The sequence below is a fragment of the Pseudomonas allii genome, assembly GCF_055380095.1.
Genome location: NZ_AP039450.1, coordinates 5,247,067 through 5,264,287, shown reverse-complemented (window position 1 = coordinate 5,264,287; position 17,221 = coordinate 5,247,067). Strand labels below are relative to the sequence as shown.

General features: G+C 61.3%; 14 protein-coding genes. 2 read left to right on the top strand and 12 right to left on the bottom strand.

The window, feature by feature from the left end; genetic code table 11:
* Window positions 1-85: 85 nt before the first annotated feature.
* From ACZ445_RS24080 to arcD (ACZ445_RS24025), 12 genes are all read right to left on the bottom strand, one after another.
* A complete protein-coding gene (locus ACZ445_RS24080; RefSeq protein WP_058423262.1) occupies window positions 86-574 on the bottom strand; it encodes an RDD family protein in 489 nt (162 codons plus the stop codon).
* Between the two features lie 95 nt (window positions 575-669).
* Window positions 670-882, bottom strand: a complete 213-nt coding sequence (locus ACZ445_RS24075) for a cold-shock protein (RefSeq protein ID WP_058423261.1) — start codon at window positions 880-882, stop codon at window positions 670-672.
* A 392-nt stretch (window positions 883-1,274) separates the two neighbouring features.
* Entirely contained in the window at window positions 1,275-2,399 is a 1,125-nt protein-coding gene (gene gcvT, locus ACZ445_RS24070; RefSeq protein ID WP_058423260.1) for a glycine cleavage system aminomethyltransferase GcvT, read from the bottom strand.
* Window positions 2,400-2,438: 39 nt separating this feature from the next.
* Window positions 2,439-3,815, bottom strand: a complete 1,377-nt coding sequence (locus ACZ445_RS24065; RefSeq protein WP_464707654.1) for an L-serine ammonia-lyase — start codon at window positions 3,813-3,815, stop codon at window positions 2,439-2,441.
* A gap of 148 nt (window positions 3,816-3,963) precedes the next feature.
* Entirely contained in the window at window positions 3,964-6,804 is a 2,841-nt protein-coding gene (gcvP, locus tag ACZ445_RS24060; RefSeq protein ID WP_464707653.1) for an aminomethyl-transferring glycine dehydrogenase, read from the bottom strand.
* Between the two features lie 10 nt (window positions 6,805-6,814).
* Window positions 6,815-7,198, bottom strand: coding sequence for a glycine cleavage system protein GcvH (gcvH, locus tag ACZ445_RS24055; protein ID WP_010208126.1), 384 nt, complete (start codon window positions 7,196-7,198; stop codon window positions 6,815-6,817).
* A gap of 423 nt (window positions 7,199-7,621) precedes the next feature.
* Entirely contained in the window at window positions 7,622-9,133 is a 1,512-nt protein-coding gene (locus tag ACZ445_RS24050; protein WP_058423257.1) for a sigma-54-dependent transcriptional regulator, read from the bottom strand.
* A 175-nt stretch (window positions 9,134-9,308) separates the two neighbouring features.
* On the bottom strand, window positions 9,309-9,671 hold the full coding sequence (locus ACZ445_RS24045; RefSeq protein WP_058423256.1) for a DUF5064 family protein: 363 nt from the start codon (window positions 9,669-9,671) through the stop codon (window positions 9,309-9,311).
* Window positions 9,672-9,689: 18 nt separating this feature from the next.
* Window positions 9,690-10,619 (bottom strand): carbamate kinase, encoded by a 930-nt coding sequence (arcC, locus tag ACZ445_RS24040; RefSeq protein ID WP_310863295.1) that lies wholly within the window; start codon window positions 10,617-10,619, stop codon window positions 9,690-9,692.
* Between the two features lie 149 nt (window positions 10,620-10,768).
* Window positions 10,769-11,779: an ornithine carbamoyltransferase gene (locus tag ACZ445_RS24035; protein WP_058423254.1), complete on the bottom strand. Its 1,011-nt coding sequence runs from the start codon at window positions 11,777-11,779 to the stop codon at window positions 10,769-10,771.
* A 12-nt stretch (window positions 11,780-11,791) separates the two neighbouring features.
* Entirely contained in the window at window positions 11,792-13,048 is a 1,257-nt protein-coding gene (gene arcA / locus ACZ445_RS24030) for an arginine deiminase (protein WP_464707652.1), read from the bottom strand.
* Window positions 13,049-13,068: 20 nt separating this feature from the next.
* On the bottom strand, window positions 13,069-14,496 hold the full coding sequence (gene arcD, locus ACZ445_RS24025; protein ID WP_058423252.1) for an arginine-ornithine antiporter: 1,428 nt from the start codon (window positions 14,494-14,496) through the stop codon (window positions 13,069-13,071).
* A 435-nt stretch (window positions 14,497-14,931) separates the two neighbouring features.
* On the opposite strand from arcD (ACZ445_RS24025), the gene arcD (ACZ445_RS24020) reads away from it, so the two are divergent.
* The gene (gene arcD, locus ACZ445_RS24020; RefSeq protein ID WP_464707650.1) at window positions 14,932-16,359 is read left to right on the top strand and encodes an arginine-ornithine antiporter; all 1,428 of its coding nucleotides are present in this window, start codon (window positions 14,932-14,934) and stop codon (window positions 16,357-16,359) included.
* Complete coding sequence (locus ACZ445_RS24015) at window positions 16,356-17,219, top strand: DNA-3-methyladenine glycosylase family protein (protein ID WP_058423250.1); 864 nt, start codon at window positions 16,356-16,358, stop codon at window positions 17,217-17,219. The genes arcD (ACZ445_RS24020) and ACZ445_RS24015 overlap by 4 nt, the downstream gene beginning before the upstream one ends.
* The last annotated feature ends 2 nt before the right edge of the window (window positions 17,220-17,221 follow it).

Sequence of the window (17,221 nt, the reverse complement as noted above, 5' to 3'; positions counted from 1 at the left end):
GTGGATCAGTTAATACACCTGTGACTGACACAGTGCTATCGGGGGCAAGCCCCCTCCCACATTTTGATATCCAATAGGCAGAAGGCTACTTCTTCTGCTTGGGAATCCGCACCAACTGCGTGTTCGAATAGATGTCATGCCAGCTGCGTTTGCGCTTATCAAACAGCGACCAGATAAACCCCAGCCCCACGCACAACCATGACGCAATCGATACCACGAAGCGCAACAGCGCCTGCCACAGGCTGATCCGCGAGCCGTCGGCGTTCTGCACGCGTACGCCCCACACCTGCATGCCCAGGGTCTGGCCGGAATGAGTCCAGAACTTGGCGAAGAAGCCAAACAGCACAAATAACAGGATCGTCGACAACAACGGGTCGCCATCCAGTGCGCCGGACTCTGTGAGGGTGCGCATCCTGGCTTCACCGACAAATGCGATCCAGATCAGCTTGTAGATAAACGCCGTGACGATCAGCAGTGCGGTGCATAGCAGGAAATCGTAGAACATCGCTGCCAGGCGACGGCCCAGGCCAACGGCGGGGAATTCGCCTTGGGGGCTCAGCAGGGGTTTCGGCATGGCAGGGCTCTCTTATGAAAAAAGCCATTTTACGAGCAAACGCACATAAAAAAGCCCCTGATGTCACCATCAGGGGCTTTTTGTCGCAGGAAGGATCAGCCTTCTGCTTGTACTTCGTCAGCCTGCATGCCTTTCTGGCCTTGCACAGCTAGGAAGGTCACTTTCTGGCCCTCTTTCAGGGTCTTGAAGCCGTTGCCCTGGATAGCGCGGAAATGTACGAACAGATCCGGACCGCTTTCTGGAGTGATAAAACCAAACCCTTTCTCGTCGTTAAACCACTTGACGGTACCGCTCTGACGATCAGCCATTTTCTTATTTCCTTGACGCTAAAAATTAATGACAGCCCCTTTCGCATGAAAGAGTACTGGGCTGGGTTGCAGGAAAGTAAGAGACGTCGAACGGGTTGTAGCGGACTTCTTCAGCTACTGCCCAGGTCCAGGTTCCAAGCGACCCATGCAAACACAGTGGGCAAACTCTACGCCAACTAATAGAGAAAAAACAAGCCCTGCCAAAAGCCCAGGTTTTGCTGGGGATCATGACACTTGGGTGAATAGTGTGGATTCGACTTATTCGATAGAGTTGATCACTTGTTATAGGTTAATCGCTCTAGTGCAGACTATCGGTAGTGCACTGTTTTATGGCGGTTGCGTTACAGATTAGTGCACGATAACGCAACCTCGTTACTTATAGAAACAGTCAATCAGCCACGATAGTAACGTTGTGGCACAAATGGCATTTTACTTACACGAAGTGGCACCTTTTTCCCACGTACCAACGCAGAGACTTCGGTATCCAGTGCGATGAATGCGCTGTCCAGGTAACCCATGGCCAGCGGGCCGCCGAGGGTCGGGCCGAAACCGCCGCTGCACACGCTGCCGATCACGGTACCGTCTGCGTCGACTATCTCCGCGCCTTCACGTACGGGCGTGCGCTCCTGTGGCAACAGGCCTACACGTTTACGGCTCACGCCGGCTTGCTGCTGGGTGAAGATGGAGTCGGCACCGGGAAAGCCACCGGCACGCGCACCGTCGGCACGCCGGGCCTTCGAGATAGCCCACAACAGGCTGGCCTCGATCGGGGTGGTGTCGGTGTTCATGTCGTGGCCGTAGAGGCACAGGCCGGCTTCCAGGCGCAACGAATCGCGGGCACCCAGGCCGATGGCCTGTACTTCGGTCTCGGCCAGCAGGCTGCGCGCCAGGCTTTCGGCATTGGCGGCAGGTACGGAGATTTCGAAGCCGTCTTCACCGGTGTAGCCTGAACGGCTGACATAGCAGTCCACGCCCAGCAGGCGTAGGGGGGCGAACTGCATGAAGGTCATCTTGGTGACTTCCGGTGCCAGGCGCGCCAGCACCTTGACCGCGGCCGGGCCCTGCAGGGCCAGCAATGCACGCTCTTCGAACAGCGGCTCGATGGTGCACTGGTCGCCGATATGCTGGCGCAGGTGCGCCAGGTCCTGGTCCTTGCAGGCGGCATTGACCACCAGGAACAGTTCGTCGTTGCCCAGGTTGGCCACCATCAGGTCGTCAAGGATGCCGCCCTGGTCATTAGTGAACATCGCGTAACGCTGCATGCCCACCGGCAGGTCGATAATGTCGACCGGCACCAGGGTTTCCAGGGCCTTGGCGGCGTTGGCACCGGTGAGGCGGATCTGGCCCATGTGGGACACGTCGAACAAACCGGCTTGATCACGGGTGTGCAGGTGTTCCTTCATCACGCCCAGCGGGTATTGCACCGGCATGTCGTAGCCGGCGAAGGGCACCATGCGTGCACCCAGTTCGAGGTGCAGGGCGTGCAGAGGAGTTTTCAACAGGGTTTCGGTGGACATATTCAGCTCCTGAAAAACGTGCTGGCGCGCTTTTAGGCGTCAGCACTCGATAATGTTGACCGCCAAACCGCCACGGGCGGTTTCTTTGTATTTGCTTTTCATGTCGGCGCCGGTCTGGCGCATGGTGCGGATGACCTTGTCGAGGGACACAAAGTGCTGCCCATCGCCGCGCAAGGCCATGCGCACTGCGTTGATCGCCTTGACCGAGCCCATGGCGTTACGCTCGATGCAGGGCACCTGCACGAGGCCGCCAATCGGGTCGCAGGTCAGGCCGAGGTTGTGTTCCATGCCGATTTCGGCGGCGTTTTCCAACTGGGACACGCTGCCGCCCAACACTTCGCACAACGCACCGGCGGCCATGGAGCAGGCCACGCCGACCTCGCCCTGGCAGCCGACTTCGGCCCCTGAGATCGAGGCGTTTTCCTTGTACAGAATGCCGATGGCGGCGGCGGTGAGCAGGAAGCGCACCACGCCGTCTTCATTCGCGCCGGGGATAAAACGCATGTAGTAATGCAGCACCGCCGGCACGATCCCGGCCGCGCCATTGGTGGGCGCTGTGACCACGCGCCCGCCGTTGGCGTTTTCTTCATTGACCGCCAGGGCGTAGAGGTTGACCCAGTCGAGCACCGACAACGGGTCGCGCAACGCCGACTCCGGGTTCTTGCACAACTGGCGATGCAGGGCCGCCGCGCGCCGCTTGACCTTCAACCCACCGGGCAGAATCCCTTCTTTGCGACAACCGGCGTCCACGCAGTCCTGCATCACCTGCCAGATTTTCAGCAGGCCGGCGCGGGTTTCCGCTTCCGGGCGCCAGGCGCTTTCATTGGTCAGCATCACCTGGCTGATGGACAGCCCATAGGTGGTGCAATGGCTCAGCAAGTCCTTGGCGTGCTTGAACGGGAAGGTCAGGGGCGTGGCGTCTTCGACAATCCGGTCGGCGCCGGCGGCGTCTTCGTCCACCACAAAACCACCGCCGACCGAGTAGTACTCGCGGCTGCGGATCTGGATATTGGCGGCGTCGAAGGCACGAAAAATCATGCCGTTGGGATGGTAGGCGAGGGGTTTGCGAATCAGCGCCAGGTGTTCTTTCTCGTTGAACGCAATGCGGTGTTCACCGAGCAGATTCAGGTGGCCGTCCTTGCGCATCTGCGCCAGGCGTGTTGCCACGGTTTCGGTATTCACGGTGTCCGGGTGTTCGCCTTCCAGGCCCAGCAGCACGGCTTTGTCGCTGCCGTGGCCTTTGCCGGTGGCGCCCAGGGAGCCGTAGAGTTCCACCTTGACGCAGATGGTGGTGCCCAGCAGGTTGTCACGCTTGAGGCCCTCGACGAATCGAGCAGCCGCACGCATCGGGCCGACGGTGTGGGAGCTGGAGGGGCCTATGCCAATCTTGAACAGGTCGAACACGCTAAGGGACATGGTTGTTCTCCGGTTTCTTATTATTTGACGCGGTCAGTGTGGGAGGGGGCTTGCCCCCGATAGCGGTGGGTCAGCTACAGATTAGCTGGCTGACCCACTGCAATCGGGGGCAAGCCCCCTCCCACAGGGGACCGAGTTGATCTCTTGGTTACGCGTAGCTCTCGATGGAAGGGCACGCACACACCAGGTTGCGATCACCAAACACGTTGTCGACACGCCCCACCGGCGGCCAGTACTTGCCCTCGATCAACGACGGCACGGGGTACACCGCCTGTTCGCGGGTGTACGGGTGCGTCCACTCACTCACCAGTTCAGCGGCCGTGTGCGGGGCGTTTTTCAGAGGGTTGTCGTCCTTGTCCAAAGTGCCGTTTTCCACCGCGCGGATTTCTTCGCGGATGGCGATCATGGCGTTGCAGAAACGGTCCAGTTCTTCCTTGGATTCACTTTCGGTCGGCTCGATCATCAGCGTGCCCGCGACTGGGAACGACATGGTTGGCGCATGAAAGCCGAAGTCGATCAGGCGCTTGGCCACGTCATCGACGCTGATGCCGCTGCTGTCCTTCAATGGGCGCAAATCCAGGATGCATTCGTGGGCCACCAGGCCGTTGCTGCCGGTGTACAGCACGGGGTAGTGCTCTTCCAGGCGACGGGAAATGTAGTTGGCGTTCAAAATCGCCAGCTGTGAAGCGCGCTTGAGGCCCGCACCGCCCATCATGCTGATGTACATCCAGGTGATCGGCAGGATGCTTGCGCTGCCGAACGGCGCCGCGCACACCGCGCCCTCCTTTCGTTCCATGGCTGCGTGGCCCGGCAGGAACGGCGTGAGGTGCGACTTGACGCCAATCGGGCCAACACCCGGGCCGCCACCGCCGTGAGGAATGCAGAAGGTCTTGTGCAGGTTCAGGTGGGACACGTCGCCGCCGAACTTGCCCGGAGCGCACAGGCCGACCATGGCGTTCATGTTGGCGCCGTCGATGTACACCTGGCCGCCGTTGTCATGAATGATGCCGCAGATTTCGCGGATGCCTTCTTCGAACACACCGTGGGTGGACGGGTAGGTGATCATCAGCGCGGCGAGATGCTCGCGATGCTCGATGGCCTTGGCACGCAGGTCTTCGATGTCGACGTTGCCACGGGCGTCGCACGCAGTGACAACCACGCGCATGCCGGCCATGTTGGCGGTCGCCGGGTTGGTGCCGTGGGCCGAAGACGGGATCAGGCAGATGTCGCGGCGTTCTTCGCCACGGCTCTGGTGGTAGGCACGAATGGCCAAGAGGCCGGCGTACTCACCCTGGGAACCTGCGTTCGGTTGCAGCGAGATCGCGTCGTAGCCGGTCGCCGCGCAGAGCATCGCTTCCAGTTCGGACGTCAGTTGCAGGTAGCCGGCGCTTTGTTCGGTCGGGGCGAACGGGTGCAGGGCACCGAACTCGGCCCAGGTCACCGGGATCATTTCACTGGCGGCGTTGAGCTTCATGGTGCATGAGCCCAGCGGGATCATGGTGCGGTCCAGCGCCAGGTCCTTGTCGGCCAGTTTGCGCAGGTAGCGCATCAGCTCGGTTTCGGAGTGGTAGCGGTTGAATACCGGGTGGCTGAGCACAGGCGACTGACGCAGCAGGGCGGTCGGCAGGGTGCTCTCAACGCTGGCGTTGAAGTCCGGCAGGGCTTTGCCGTCGGCGAAAATCGACCACAGCGTTTCGATATCGGCCTGAGTGGTGGTTTCGTCCACCGACACACCAACACGCTCAGCGTCCACCACGCGCAGGTTGATGCGCTGGGCGCGGGCCTTGTCGTGCAGGGCGGTGGTGTTGGCGCCGGTATTCAGGGTGATGGTGTCGAAGAAGTTGGCTTGTTCGACGGTCAGGCCCAGGGCGGTCAGGCCCTTGGCCAAAATCGCGGTGAGCTGATGCACGCGCTGGGCGATCTGGGTCAGTCCCTTGGGACCGTGGTACACGGCGTACATGCTGGCGATGTTGGCCAGCAATACCTGGGCGGTGCAGATGTTCGACGTGGCTTTCTCGCGGCGGATATGTTGCTCGCGGGTCTGCATGGCCAGGCGCAGGGCCGGCTTGCCGAAACGGTCGACGGACACACCGACCAGGCGGCCCGGCATGTCGCGCTTGAACGCATCCTTGGTGGAGAAGTACGCCGCGTGCGGGCCACCAAAGCCCAGCGGCACGCCGAAGCGTTGTGCGCTGCCGATGGCTACATCGGCGCCGAACTCACCCGGCGGGGTCAGCAAGGTCAGGGCCAGCAGGTCGGCGGCCACGGCTACCAAGGCATTGGCGGCGTGGAAACGCTCGGTCAGTGCGCGGTAGTCGAATACGTCGCCGTTGCTGGCCGGGTATTGCAGCAGGGCGCCGAAGAACGGGCTGACGTCGGTCAGTTCACGCTCATCGCCCACCACCACGTCGATGCCCAACGGCTCGGCACGGGTGCGCAGCACGTCGAGGGTCTGCGGGTGGCTGTGGATCGAGGCAAAGAAGGCGTTGCTGCCCTTGTTCTTGCTCAGGCGCTTGCAGAAGGTCATGGCTTCGGCGGCGGCGGTGGCTTCGTCGAGCAGGGAGGCGTTGGCGATCGGCAGGCCGGTGAGGTCGCTGATCAGGGTCTGGAAGTTCAGCAGCGCTTCCAGGCGGCCTTGGGAGATTTCGGGCTGGTACGGGGTGTAGGCGGTGTACCAGGCCGGGTTTTCCAGGAGGTTGCGCAGGATCGGCGAAGGCGTGTGGCAGTTGTAGTAGCCCTGGCCGATGTAGGTCTTGAACAACTGGTTCTTGCCGGCGATGGCCTTGATCTTGGCCAGGGCCTCGGCTTCGCTCAGGCCGTCTTCCAGGCCGAGCACGCTGGTGCCCTTAATGCTCTCCGGGATCACGCTGGCGCTCAGGGCTTCCAGGGAGTCGAAGCCCAGGCTGGCGAGCATCTGCTGCTCATCTTCCTGGCGCGGGCCGATGTGGCGGGCGATGAATTCGTTGGCGGTGGTGAGATTAACAGTCATGGCGCGCTCCTCAAGCTTCAGCGTTGGCTTTGATCAGGCGGTCGTACGCGTCCTGATCCAACAGTTTAGCGACTGCCCCGGCATCGGCCGGTTTGAAGCGGAAGAACCAACCTTCGCCCATCGGGTCTTCGTTGACCAGTTCCGGGCTGCCATCGAGCTTGTCGTTCACTTCGAGGACTTCCCCGTCCAGCGGCATGTACACGCCGCTGGCGGCCTTGACCGATTCCACGGTGGACGCTTCGGCGCCCTTGTCGTAGGCCTGCAACTCCGGCAGTTGCACGAAAACCACATCACCCAGCGCGTTCTGCGCGAAAGCGGTGATACCCACGGTGACGCTGCCGTCAGCTTCGGCGCGCAGCCATTCGTGATCTTCAGTGAAACGCAACTCGCTCATGGAAACTCCTCAGGGCCAGATTCGTCTGGTGGACGGGATTGGAATAATGGGGAGTTGCTTAGCAATATCGCGGCCAACGTCATTAAGTCTTTATAAATCAATGGTTTGATAAAACAGTTATGACGATATGTATTTTTGGCTGTAGCGATTTCGCTACAGTTAGGCCTGTGAAAAAAAGCCTATGTGGATCAAAGCCTTGCATGGCGCGCAAAAAACAGGGTTGTAGCGATATCGTTACGCTGTAGCGCTTTCAGTACAGCCGATGTCGTTCTCAGACCAAAACCGGAAGGCGGTCAATGTGTGGAGTGCGGTCAATGTGGGAGGGGGCTTGCCCCCGATAGCGGCAGTTGGCAATGAGTTGACTGACCCACCGCAATCGGGGGCAAGCCCCCTCCCACATTTGACCTCCAGCGACGCAGCCAGTCAGGGCTTGCTGGTGGGAATGCCGTACTTGCGCAGACGATGGGCAATCGCCGTATGGGACGTCTGCAACCGGCTGGCCAGTTGGCGAGTCGAGGGGTAGCTGGTGTAGAGGGTTTCCAGCAGGTTGCGCTCGAAGTCTTCCACCGCCTGTTCCAGGCTGTCGATTTCGCCGTCGCTCTGGCGGGCTACCGAGGTGCCGGCGATGTCGAGGTCGCCGATGTCCACCAGGCTGCTTTCGCAGATGGCGGCGGCGCGGAAGATCACGTTCTGCAATTGGCGCACGTTGCCTGGCCAGCGGTTGCCCAGCAGCGCCGGGTAAGTGCCGGGCGCCAGGCGGCAGACCGGACGCTGGATCTGCGCACAGGCCTGCTGCATGAAATAGCGGGCGAGCAACAGGATGTCCTGGCCGCGTGCACGCAGCGGCGGCACTTCGACGTTGAGCACGTTGAGGCGGTAGAACAGGTCTTCGCGGAAGGTGCCTTCGCTGACCATCTTCTCCAGGTCGCGGTGGGTGGCGCTGAGGATGCGCACATTGACCTTCACTTCACGGTCGCCACCGACACGCCGGAAGCTGCCGTCATTGAGAAAACGCAGCAGCTTGGCCTGCAAGTACGGCGACATCTCGCCGATCTCATCGAGGAACACCGTGCCCTGGTTGGCCAGCTCCATCAGCCCCGGCTTGCCACCGCGTTGCGCGCCGGTAAAGGCACCGGGTGCATAGCCGAACAGTTCGCTTTCGGCGAGGTTTTCCGGCAGCGCCGCGCAGTTCAAGGCCAGGAACGGCGCGCTGTGGCGGGCACTGATGGCGTGGCATGCACGCGCCACCAATTCCTTGCCGGTGCCGGTCTCGCCCTGGATCAACAGCGGCGCATCCAGCGCCGCCACCCGCTGCGCGCGCGCCTTGAGGGTGCGGATTACCGGCGACTCGCCCAGCAACGCGTCAAAGCCCTCGGCGTGGTCATGGTGCAACGCCGACAGTTGTTCGCCGATGCGGTTGGGTTGGTACAGGGTGAGCAGGGCGCCGGCGTCGGTGATCGGCGTGGCGTCGAGCAGCAGGGTCTGGCCGTTGACGCTGATCTCGCGCAGGGGCAGGCGGAAGCCGTGCTCCAGCAAGGTGTCCAGCAACGCCGGGTCGTTGAACAGTTCGCTGATGCTTTCGCCGGCCGGTTCGCGGCCGTACAGGGCGATCAGCGCCGGGTTGGCCAGCAGGATCTTGCCCGCGCTGTCCAGCGCCAGCACCGGGTCGGTCATGGCGGCCAGCAGGGCGTCGAGTTGCAGGTGGCGGCGTTGGCCGGGGAGGATGTCCACCACGGTCACCGCCTGCACGCCATGCACGCTGAACAGCGCGTCGCGCAGCTCTTCGAGTACGTCGGCGCTAAGGGTCGGCGCGTCGATGTAGACGTTGGGCGGCACCATCTCCACCGCATCCAGGTTGAGATTGCGCCCACCGAGCAGGGCCAGGACTTCCTGGGTGATGCCGACGCGGTCGATGAAGCTGACGTGGATACGCATGGGGCGCTAACGATTCTGGGGAGCGAGAGGCGGCAAGTATGCCTTGCAGAGGGTGGAGATCAAAATGTGGGAGGGGGCTTGCCCCCGATAGTGGTGTGTCAGTCAGCCAATTTGTAACTGATGCACCGCTATCGGGGGCAAGCCCCCTCCCACAGTTGGAGCAGAGTTGTGCCAGTTATTCCAGGTGTTCCGGCTTGATCGGGTCCCCGGCCTTCACATCCAGTTGATGCCGCACATCCTCGAACATCAAGTCGTACTGCTTGTGCATCGAGCCGTTCAACACCGCGACTTTCGGCATCCCATACTTCTGCGCGATGTTCATCGCATGCCGCGCAAAGTCGAACGCCTGGTCCTTGGGCAGGAAAAACTCTTCCTTGAGGTCCTTGCCCTGCACCGAGCCATGCAGCTTGAACAGCATGCCCTTGCCTTCCTTTGGGTCCTGACTGACTTCGTAGTCGATGCACAGGTTGTAGCTGTAGTCCTGGGCATTCAGTGCGTGACGTTCAACATGCAAGTGACCGGGTTCAAAGGTGGCCATAGGCGTCTCTCCTCTACTTCACAGATAGGTGATGCCAGGTGTTGCCGTACTGATGCGTGTACCGGCGCTGCCCTGGACGATGGCTTCGATGTCCGAGAGTGAACCGATGACGGCGGTTTTGCCAGTCTTGCGGGCGAACTCGCAGGCCGCTTGGACCTTGGGCCCCATGGAGCCGGCGGCGAAGCCGAGTTTTTCCATTTCGTCGGGGTGGGCCTGGCCGATGGCTTTCTGGGTCGGCTTGCCGTAGTCGATGAAGGCCGCGTTGACGTCGGTGGCGATCACCAGCAGATCGGCCTCCAGTTGCGAGGCCAGCAGCGAGGAACACAGGTCTTTGTCGATCACGGCCTCAATCCCGCGCAGCTTGCCGTCTTCGCCATACATCGTCGGGATGCCGCCACCGCCAGCGCAGATCACGATAGCGCTTTTTTCCAGCAGCCACTTGATCGGGCGGATTTCAAAGATGCGTTTGGGCCGTGGGCTGGCGACCACGCGGCGGTACTTGTCGCCATCCGGCGCAATGGCCCAGCCTTTTTCGGCAGCGAGTTTCTCCGCTTCGGCCTTGGAATACACCGGGCCGATGGGTTTGGTCGGGTTCTTGAAGGCGGGGTCCTTGGCATCCACTTCCACCTGGGTGAGCAGGGTGGCGAAGGGCACTTCGAAGTCCAGCAGGTTGCCCAGTTCCTGTTCGATGATGTAGCCGATCATGCCTTCGGTCTCGGCGCCGAGCACGTCCAGCGGGTACGGCGACACCTGGGTGTAGGCCGCCGCCTGCAACGACAGCAGGCCGACTTGCGGGCCATTGCCGTGGGCGATCACCAGCTCGTTGCCGGCATGGATCTTGGCGATCTGTTCAGTGGCGATGCGGATATTGGCGCGTTGGTTGTCCGCGGTCATGGGTTCACCACGGCGGAGCAGGGCGTTGCCGCCCAGGGCTACGACGATGCGCATAATGCAATCCTTCTAGAATTCAGCGTTGTGAACACCGGACAAAATGTGGGAGGGGGCTCGCCCCCGATTGCAGTGTGCCAGTCGAAAAATCTGTCACTGATGCGCCGCCATCGGGGGCAAGCCCCCTCCCACATTTGACCGTGTTGACTTTAGATATCTGCGAGTGCCGACACCAGAATCGCTTTGATGGTATGCATGCGGTTTTCCGCCTGCTCAAACGCGATGTTGGCGGGCGACTCAAACACCTCCTCAGTCACTTCCACGCCATTGGCCAGGTTTGGATACCGCGCGGCGATGTCCTTGCCCACCTTGGTTTCGCTGTTGTGGAACGCCGGCAGGCAGTGCATGAATTTCACCCGTGGGTTGCCCGAGGCTTTCATCATCTTGGCGTTGACCTGGTACGGCAGCAGTTGCTCGATGCGCTCGTCCCACGCTTCCACCGGCTCACCCATGGACACCCAGATATCGGTGTGGATGAAGTCCACGCCTTTCACCGCTTCCTTCGGGTCCTCGGTGATGGTGATACGTGCGCCGCTTTCTTCGGCAAACGCCTGGCATTGCTTGATGAAGTCCGCGTGCGGCCACAGCGCTTTAGGCGCGCCGATGCGCACGTCCATGCCCAGCTTGGCGCCGATCATCAGCAGCGAATTGCCCATGTTGTAGCGCGCATCCCCCAGGTAGGCGTAGCTGATGTCATGCAGCGGCTTGTCGCTGTGCTCGCGCATGGTCAGGGTGTCAGCGATCATTTGGGTCGGGTGGAATTCGGCGGTGAGGCCGTTGAACACCGGCACGCCGGCGAACTTGGCCAGCTCTTCGACGATTTCCTGCTCGAAGCCACGGTACTCGATCGCATCAAACATGCGCCCGAGCACGCGGGCGGTGTCTTTCATGCTTTCCTTGTGGCCGATCTGCGACGACACCGGGTCGATGTAGGTGACGTGGGCGCCCTGGTCATGGGCCGCCACTTCGAACGCGCAGCGGGTGCGGGTCGAGGTTTTTTCGAAGATCAGCGCGATGTTCTTGCCTTGCAGGTGCGGACGCTCGGTGCCGGTGTATTTGGCACGCTTGAGGTCGCGGGACAGGTCCAGCAGGTAGTGCAGCTCGCGGGTGGTGTGGTGCATCAGCGACAGCAGGCTGCGGTTGCGCATGTTGAAAGCCATGATGGAATCTCCTTAGTAGTCGATTGGGTCGCGGATGATCGGGCAGGTCATGCAGTGGCCGCCGCCACGGCCCCGGCCGAGCTCACCGGCGCTGATGGTGATGACTTCCACGCCGGCCTTGCGCAGCAGGGTGTTGGTGTAGGTGTTGCGGTCGTAGCCGATCACCACGCCAGGCTCCACCGCCACCACGTTGTTGCCGTCATCCCACTGTTCGCGCTCGGCGGCGAAGCTGTTGCCGCCGGTCTCGACCACACGCAGTGCCTTGAGGTTGAGGGCTGCGGCGACGGTTTCGAGGAAGTTGGTTTTCTCGCGTTGGATGTCGATGCCGTTTGGCTTGCTCTCATCCGGGCGTAGGGTGAAGGGCACGATCTGGTTGACCACTTCGGGGAAGACGGTCACCAGGTCGCGGTCGCAGAAGCTGAACACGGTGTCCAGGTGCATCGCCGCGCGGGACTTCGGCAGGCCGGCGACGATCACGCGTTCCACCGCCTTGTTCTTGAACAGGTTGCGCGCCAGTTGGCCGATGGCCTGGTGGGATGAGCGCTCGCCCATGCCGATCAGTACCACGCCGTTGCCGATCGGCATCACGTCGCCGCCTTCCAGGGTGGCGGCGCCGTGCTCCTGGTCGGGGTCGCCGTACCAGATCTGGAAGTCCGCGTTGGTGAACTCGGGGTGGAATTTATAGATGGCCGAGGCCAGCAGGGTTTCCTGGCGTCGCGCCGGCCAGTACATCGGGTTGAGCGTCACGCCGCCGTAGATCCAGCAGGTGGTGTCGCGGGTGAACTGGGTGTTGGGCAGCGGCGGCAGGATGAAGCTGGCATGGCCGAGGAAGTCACGGAACATTTCGATGGTCTTGCCGCCGAATTGGCTCGGCAGGTCATCGGCCGAGACGCCACCGATGAGGAACTCGGCGGCCTTGCGTGGCTCCAGGCTGCGCAGCCAGGAGCTGACTTCGTCGACCAGGCCCAGGCCAACCGTGTTGGCGGTGATCTTGCGCTCCAGGATCCAGTCCAGCGCTTCGGGGATGGCGACGATATCGGTGAGCAGGTTGTGCATTTCCAGCACATCAATGTCCCGCTCGCGCATCTTGGTGACGAAGTCGAAGTGGTCGCGCTTGGCCTGGGCCACCCACAGCACGTCATCGAACAGCAGTTCATCGCAGTTGTTGGGGGTCAGCCGCTGGTGGGCCAAACCTGGGGAGCACACCATGACTTTGCGCAGTTTGCCGGCTTCGGAATGTACGCCGTACTTCACTTTTTCCGTGGTCATTACAGATCCTCCAGTCAGAATTACAGAGTCAGGAAGCCGTCGTAGAGCCCATAGGCCGCCACCAGGGCGCCAATGACTACTGCGGCGAAAATCAGCTTCTCGACGTTGGTGAAAATCGGTTTGCCCAGTTCATGCTTGGCCTTGGCGAACAGGATCACGCCGGGGGCATACAGCAGGGCGGAAAGCAGCAGGTATTTGACGCCGCCGGCGTAGAGCAGCCAGACCGCGTAGACCAGCGCGATACCGCCGATGAACAGGTCTTTCTTGCGCTCGGCAATGGCGTTTTCGTAGGTCTCACCGCGCACCGCCAGCAGCAACGCGTAGGCCGCCGACCACAGGTAGGGCACCAGGATCATCGAGGTGGCGAGGTAGATCAGCGACAGGTAAGTGCTGGCGGAAAACAGCGTGATCACCAGGAATATCTGCACCATGGCGTTGGTCAGCCACAGGGCGTTGGCCGGTACGTGGTTGGCGTTCTCCTTGCGCAGGAACTCCGGCATGGTGTGGTCCTTGGCGGCGGCGAACATGATCTCCGCACACAGCAGCACCCACGACAGCAACGCCCCCAGCAGCGAGATGATCAAGCCGACGCTGATCAGCACCGCGCCCCAGTGGCCCACCACATGCTCCAGCACGGCGGCCATCGACGGGTTCTGCAGCTTGGCCAGTTCCGGCTGGGTCATGATCCCCAGGGACAGCACGTTCACCAGCATCAGGAACAGCAGGACGGTGATAAAGCCGATCACGGTGGCCTTGCCCACGTCGGAGCGTTTTTCCGCACGGGACGAGAAGATGCTCGCGCCTTCGATGCCGATGAACACCCACACGGTGACCAGCATCATGTTGCGCACCTGGTTCATCACACTGCCCAGGTCGGGGTTTTTCACGCCCCAGATGTCAGCGGTGAAGATATCCAGCTTGAAGGCGAACAGCGCAATCAGCACGAACAGCACCAGCGGCACGACCTTGGCGACGGTGGTCACTAGGTTGATGAACGCCGCTTCCTTGATGCCGCGCAGCACCAGGAAGTGCACGGCCCAGAGCAGCACCGAGGCACCGATCACCGCAGCCGGCGTGTTGCCTTCGCCGAAAATGGGGAAGAAGTAACCCAGGGTGCTGAACAGCAACACGAAGTAACCGACGTTGCCCAGCCACGCACTGATCCAGTAACCCCAGGCGGACGAGAACCCCATGTAATCGCCGAAGCCCGCCTTGGCGTAGGCGTATACGCCACCGTCGAGGTCGGGCTTGCGGTTGGCGAGGGTCTGGAACACAAAGGCGAGGGTCAACATGCCGATGGCGGTAATCACCCAACCAATCAATACCGCGCCGACATCGGCACTGGCGGCCATGTTTTGCGGCAGTGAGAAGATCCCGCCGCCAATCATCGAGCCCACGACAAGTGCAACCAGTGCGCCAAGTCGAAGTTTTCCGGGAGATTCAGACATCGCATAACTCCAATGCAGGAGAAGAGAGACCACAGAATAAATCCGTGCGCTAATCAAACAGCTGACTCAGATCACTTCATTGGCACATTCCATTGTGAATTAATGACTTAGGCTGGAAATTCGTGGGCGATAAGAATCCTCGGAAAGTATTGACGCAGAGCCATTCTTTCCTTTCGGTTAATCATTTAGTCAGCGCTATGGAGGTTTTAAGCTAGACCGTATTCTTGAATATGCAAACTTTTCGAAAGGCGTTTCGCGAACTGTCAGACAATCCGGTATTTAAATTCTAAATAAGACTAAACTCGAATGCCTGACATGCGATTGCGTTATGAGCCTCCTGGTTTTATCGCCTTCACTAATAAACGCTACACTCGCTGAGTTAATTAGCCGAGTGCACAGTTGTCAGCTCAAGTTGTTGTTCATTCAGGAGTGTTCATGTCTCAACCGGCCCAGAAACTGCGACTTGGTGCCCTGATTGCCCTGGTGGTGGGCTCGATGATCGGCGGCGGGATTTTTTCCTTGCCGCAAAACATGGCCGCACGCGCCGAGGTGGGGGCCGTGTTGATCGGTTGGGCGATCACCGCGGTCGGCATGCTGACCCTGGCCTTCGTGTTCCAGACCCTGGCCAATCGCAAGCCCGAACTGGATTCGGGCGTGTATGCCTACGCCAAGGCCGGGTTCGGTGACTACATGGGGTTCTCGTCGGCCTGGGGCTACTGGATCAGCGCGTGGATGGGCAACGTCGGTTACTTCGTGTTGCTGTTCAGCACCCTGGGTTACTTCTTCCCCGTGTTCGGTCAGGGCAACACGCCGGTGGCGATCGGCTGCGCATCGTTGTTGCTCTGGGCGGTGCATTTCCTGGTGTTGCGCGGGATCAAGGAGGCGGCGTTCATCAACCAGATCACCACGGTGGCGAAGATTGTGCCGCTGCTGATGTTTATCGTGATCGCCGCCGTGGCGTTCAAGGCAGATATCTTCACCCGCGATATCTGGGGCCTGGGCAACCCAAACATCGGCAATGTGGTGGACCAGGTGCGCAACATGATGCTGGTCACTGTGTTTGTATTTATTGGTATCGAGGGCGCCAGCGTGTACTCGGCGCGGGCCGAGAAACGCTCGGACGTGGGCCGCGCCACGGTGATCGGTTTTCTCGGCGTGCTGGCCTTGCTGGTGCTGGTGAACGTGCTGTCCCTGGGGATCATGAGCCAGCCGGAACTGGCGCAATTGCAGAACCCGTCCCTGGCCGGTGTGCTGGAACATATCGTCGGCCCCTGGGGGGCGATGGCGATCAGTATCGGCCTGGCGGTGTCGCTGCTCGGCGCGTTGCTGTCCTGGGCGCTGCTCTGTGCGGAAATCCTCTACGCCACGGCCCATGACAGGACCATGCCGGCATTCCTGAAAAAGGAAAACGCCAACCAGGTGCCGGTCAACGCGTTGTGGCTGACCAATGTGATGATCCAGGTCTTCCTGGTGATCACCCTGTTTTCCCACAGCACCTACACCACCCTGATTTACCTGGCCTCGTCGATGATCCTGGTGCCCTACCTGTGGTCGGCGGCGTATGCCGTGCTGTTGAGCGGGCGCGGCGAAACCTACGAAGACGCCCACGGCCAGCGCATGAAGGATCTGCTGGTGGGCCTGATTGCCCTCGGCTACGCCGTGTGGCTGCTCTACGCCGGGGGCTTGAAATACCTGCTGCTGTCGGCGCTGTTGTATGCACCGGGGGTGATCCTGTTTGCCCTCGTCAAACGTGAGCAGCGCCAGCCCTTGTTTACCCACATGGAAAAAGGCATTTTCAGCTGCGTGATCACCGGCGCCGGGCTGGCGGCGTATGGGCTGTACAGTGGGGTATTGTCGTTGTGAGACTGGCGTATCAGCCGCCTTATGACTGGGCGGCGATGGTGGGGTTTCTGTCGGCGCGGGCGATTGCGGGGCTGGAGACCGTGGAGGCCGGCGTTTACCGGCGCAGCATCAGCTTGGGTGGGCGGCATGGCTGGATCAGCGTTGCGCCGGGCGCGGGGGACTGGTTGGACGTCGCGGTGGATTTTGCGGATGCGGCGGCGCTGCCCCAGATCGAGCGGCGCTTGCGCAACCTGTTTGATCTGGACGCCCAGCCACAACGGATCAACCCGCAATTGGCGACGGACCCCTTGATGGCGCAGTTGGTCGCGGCCCGTCCGGGCCTGCGCGTACCGGGCACCTGGGATGGCCTGGAACTGGCGATTCGTGCGGTGCTGGGCCAGCAGATTACGGTGGTGGCGGCGATTCGCCTGGCGGGCAAGTTGGTGGCGCAGTATGGCCAACTGCTTGAGACGCCGTACGCCGGTATCACCCATGTGTTCCCCGCGCCCGAGGTGCTGGCGGCGGCGGACCTGGCCACACTGGGCATGCCCAAGGCACGTGGGCGGACCTTATCCGGCGTCGCGCAGGCGTTGCTGGATGACCCTGGGTTGTTCGAACCCAAGGCCTGCCTCAAGGAGGGCGTGGCGCGACTGGTGGCGTTGCCGGGGATTGGCGATTGGACAGCGCAGTACATCGCCATGCGCCAGATGCGCGAGGCGGATGCGTTTGCGTCAGGGGATATCGGCTTGATCAATGCGCTGGCGGCGCTGGAAGGCGGGCCGGTGTCGGCGCGGCAGTTGCTGGCGCGGGCCGAGGCGTGGCGACCGCTAAGGGCGTATGCGGCGCAGCATTTGTGGACGTCGTTGCAACGCGTGGATTGATA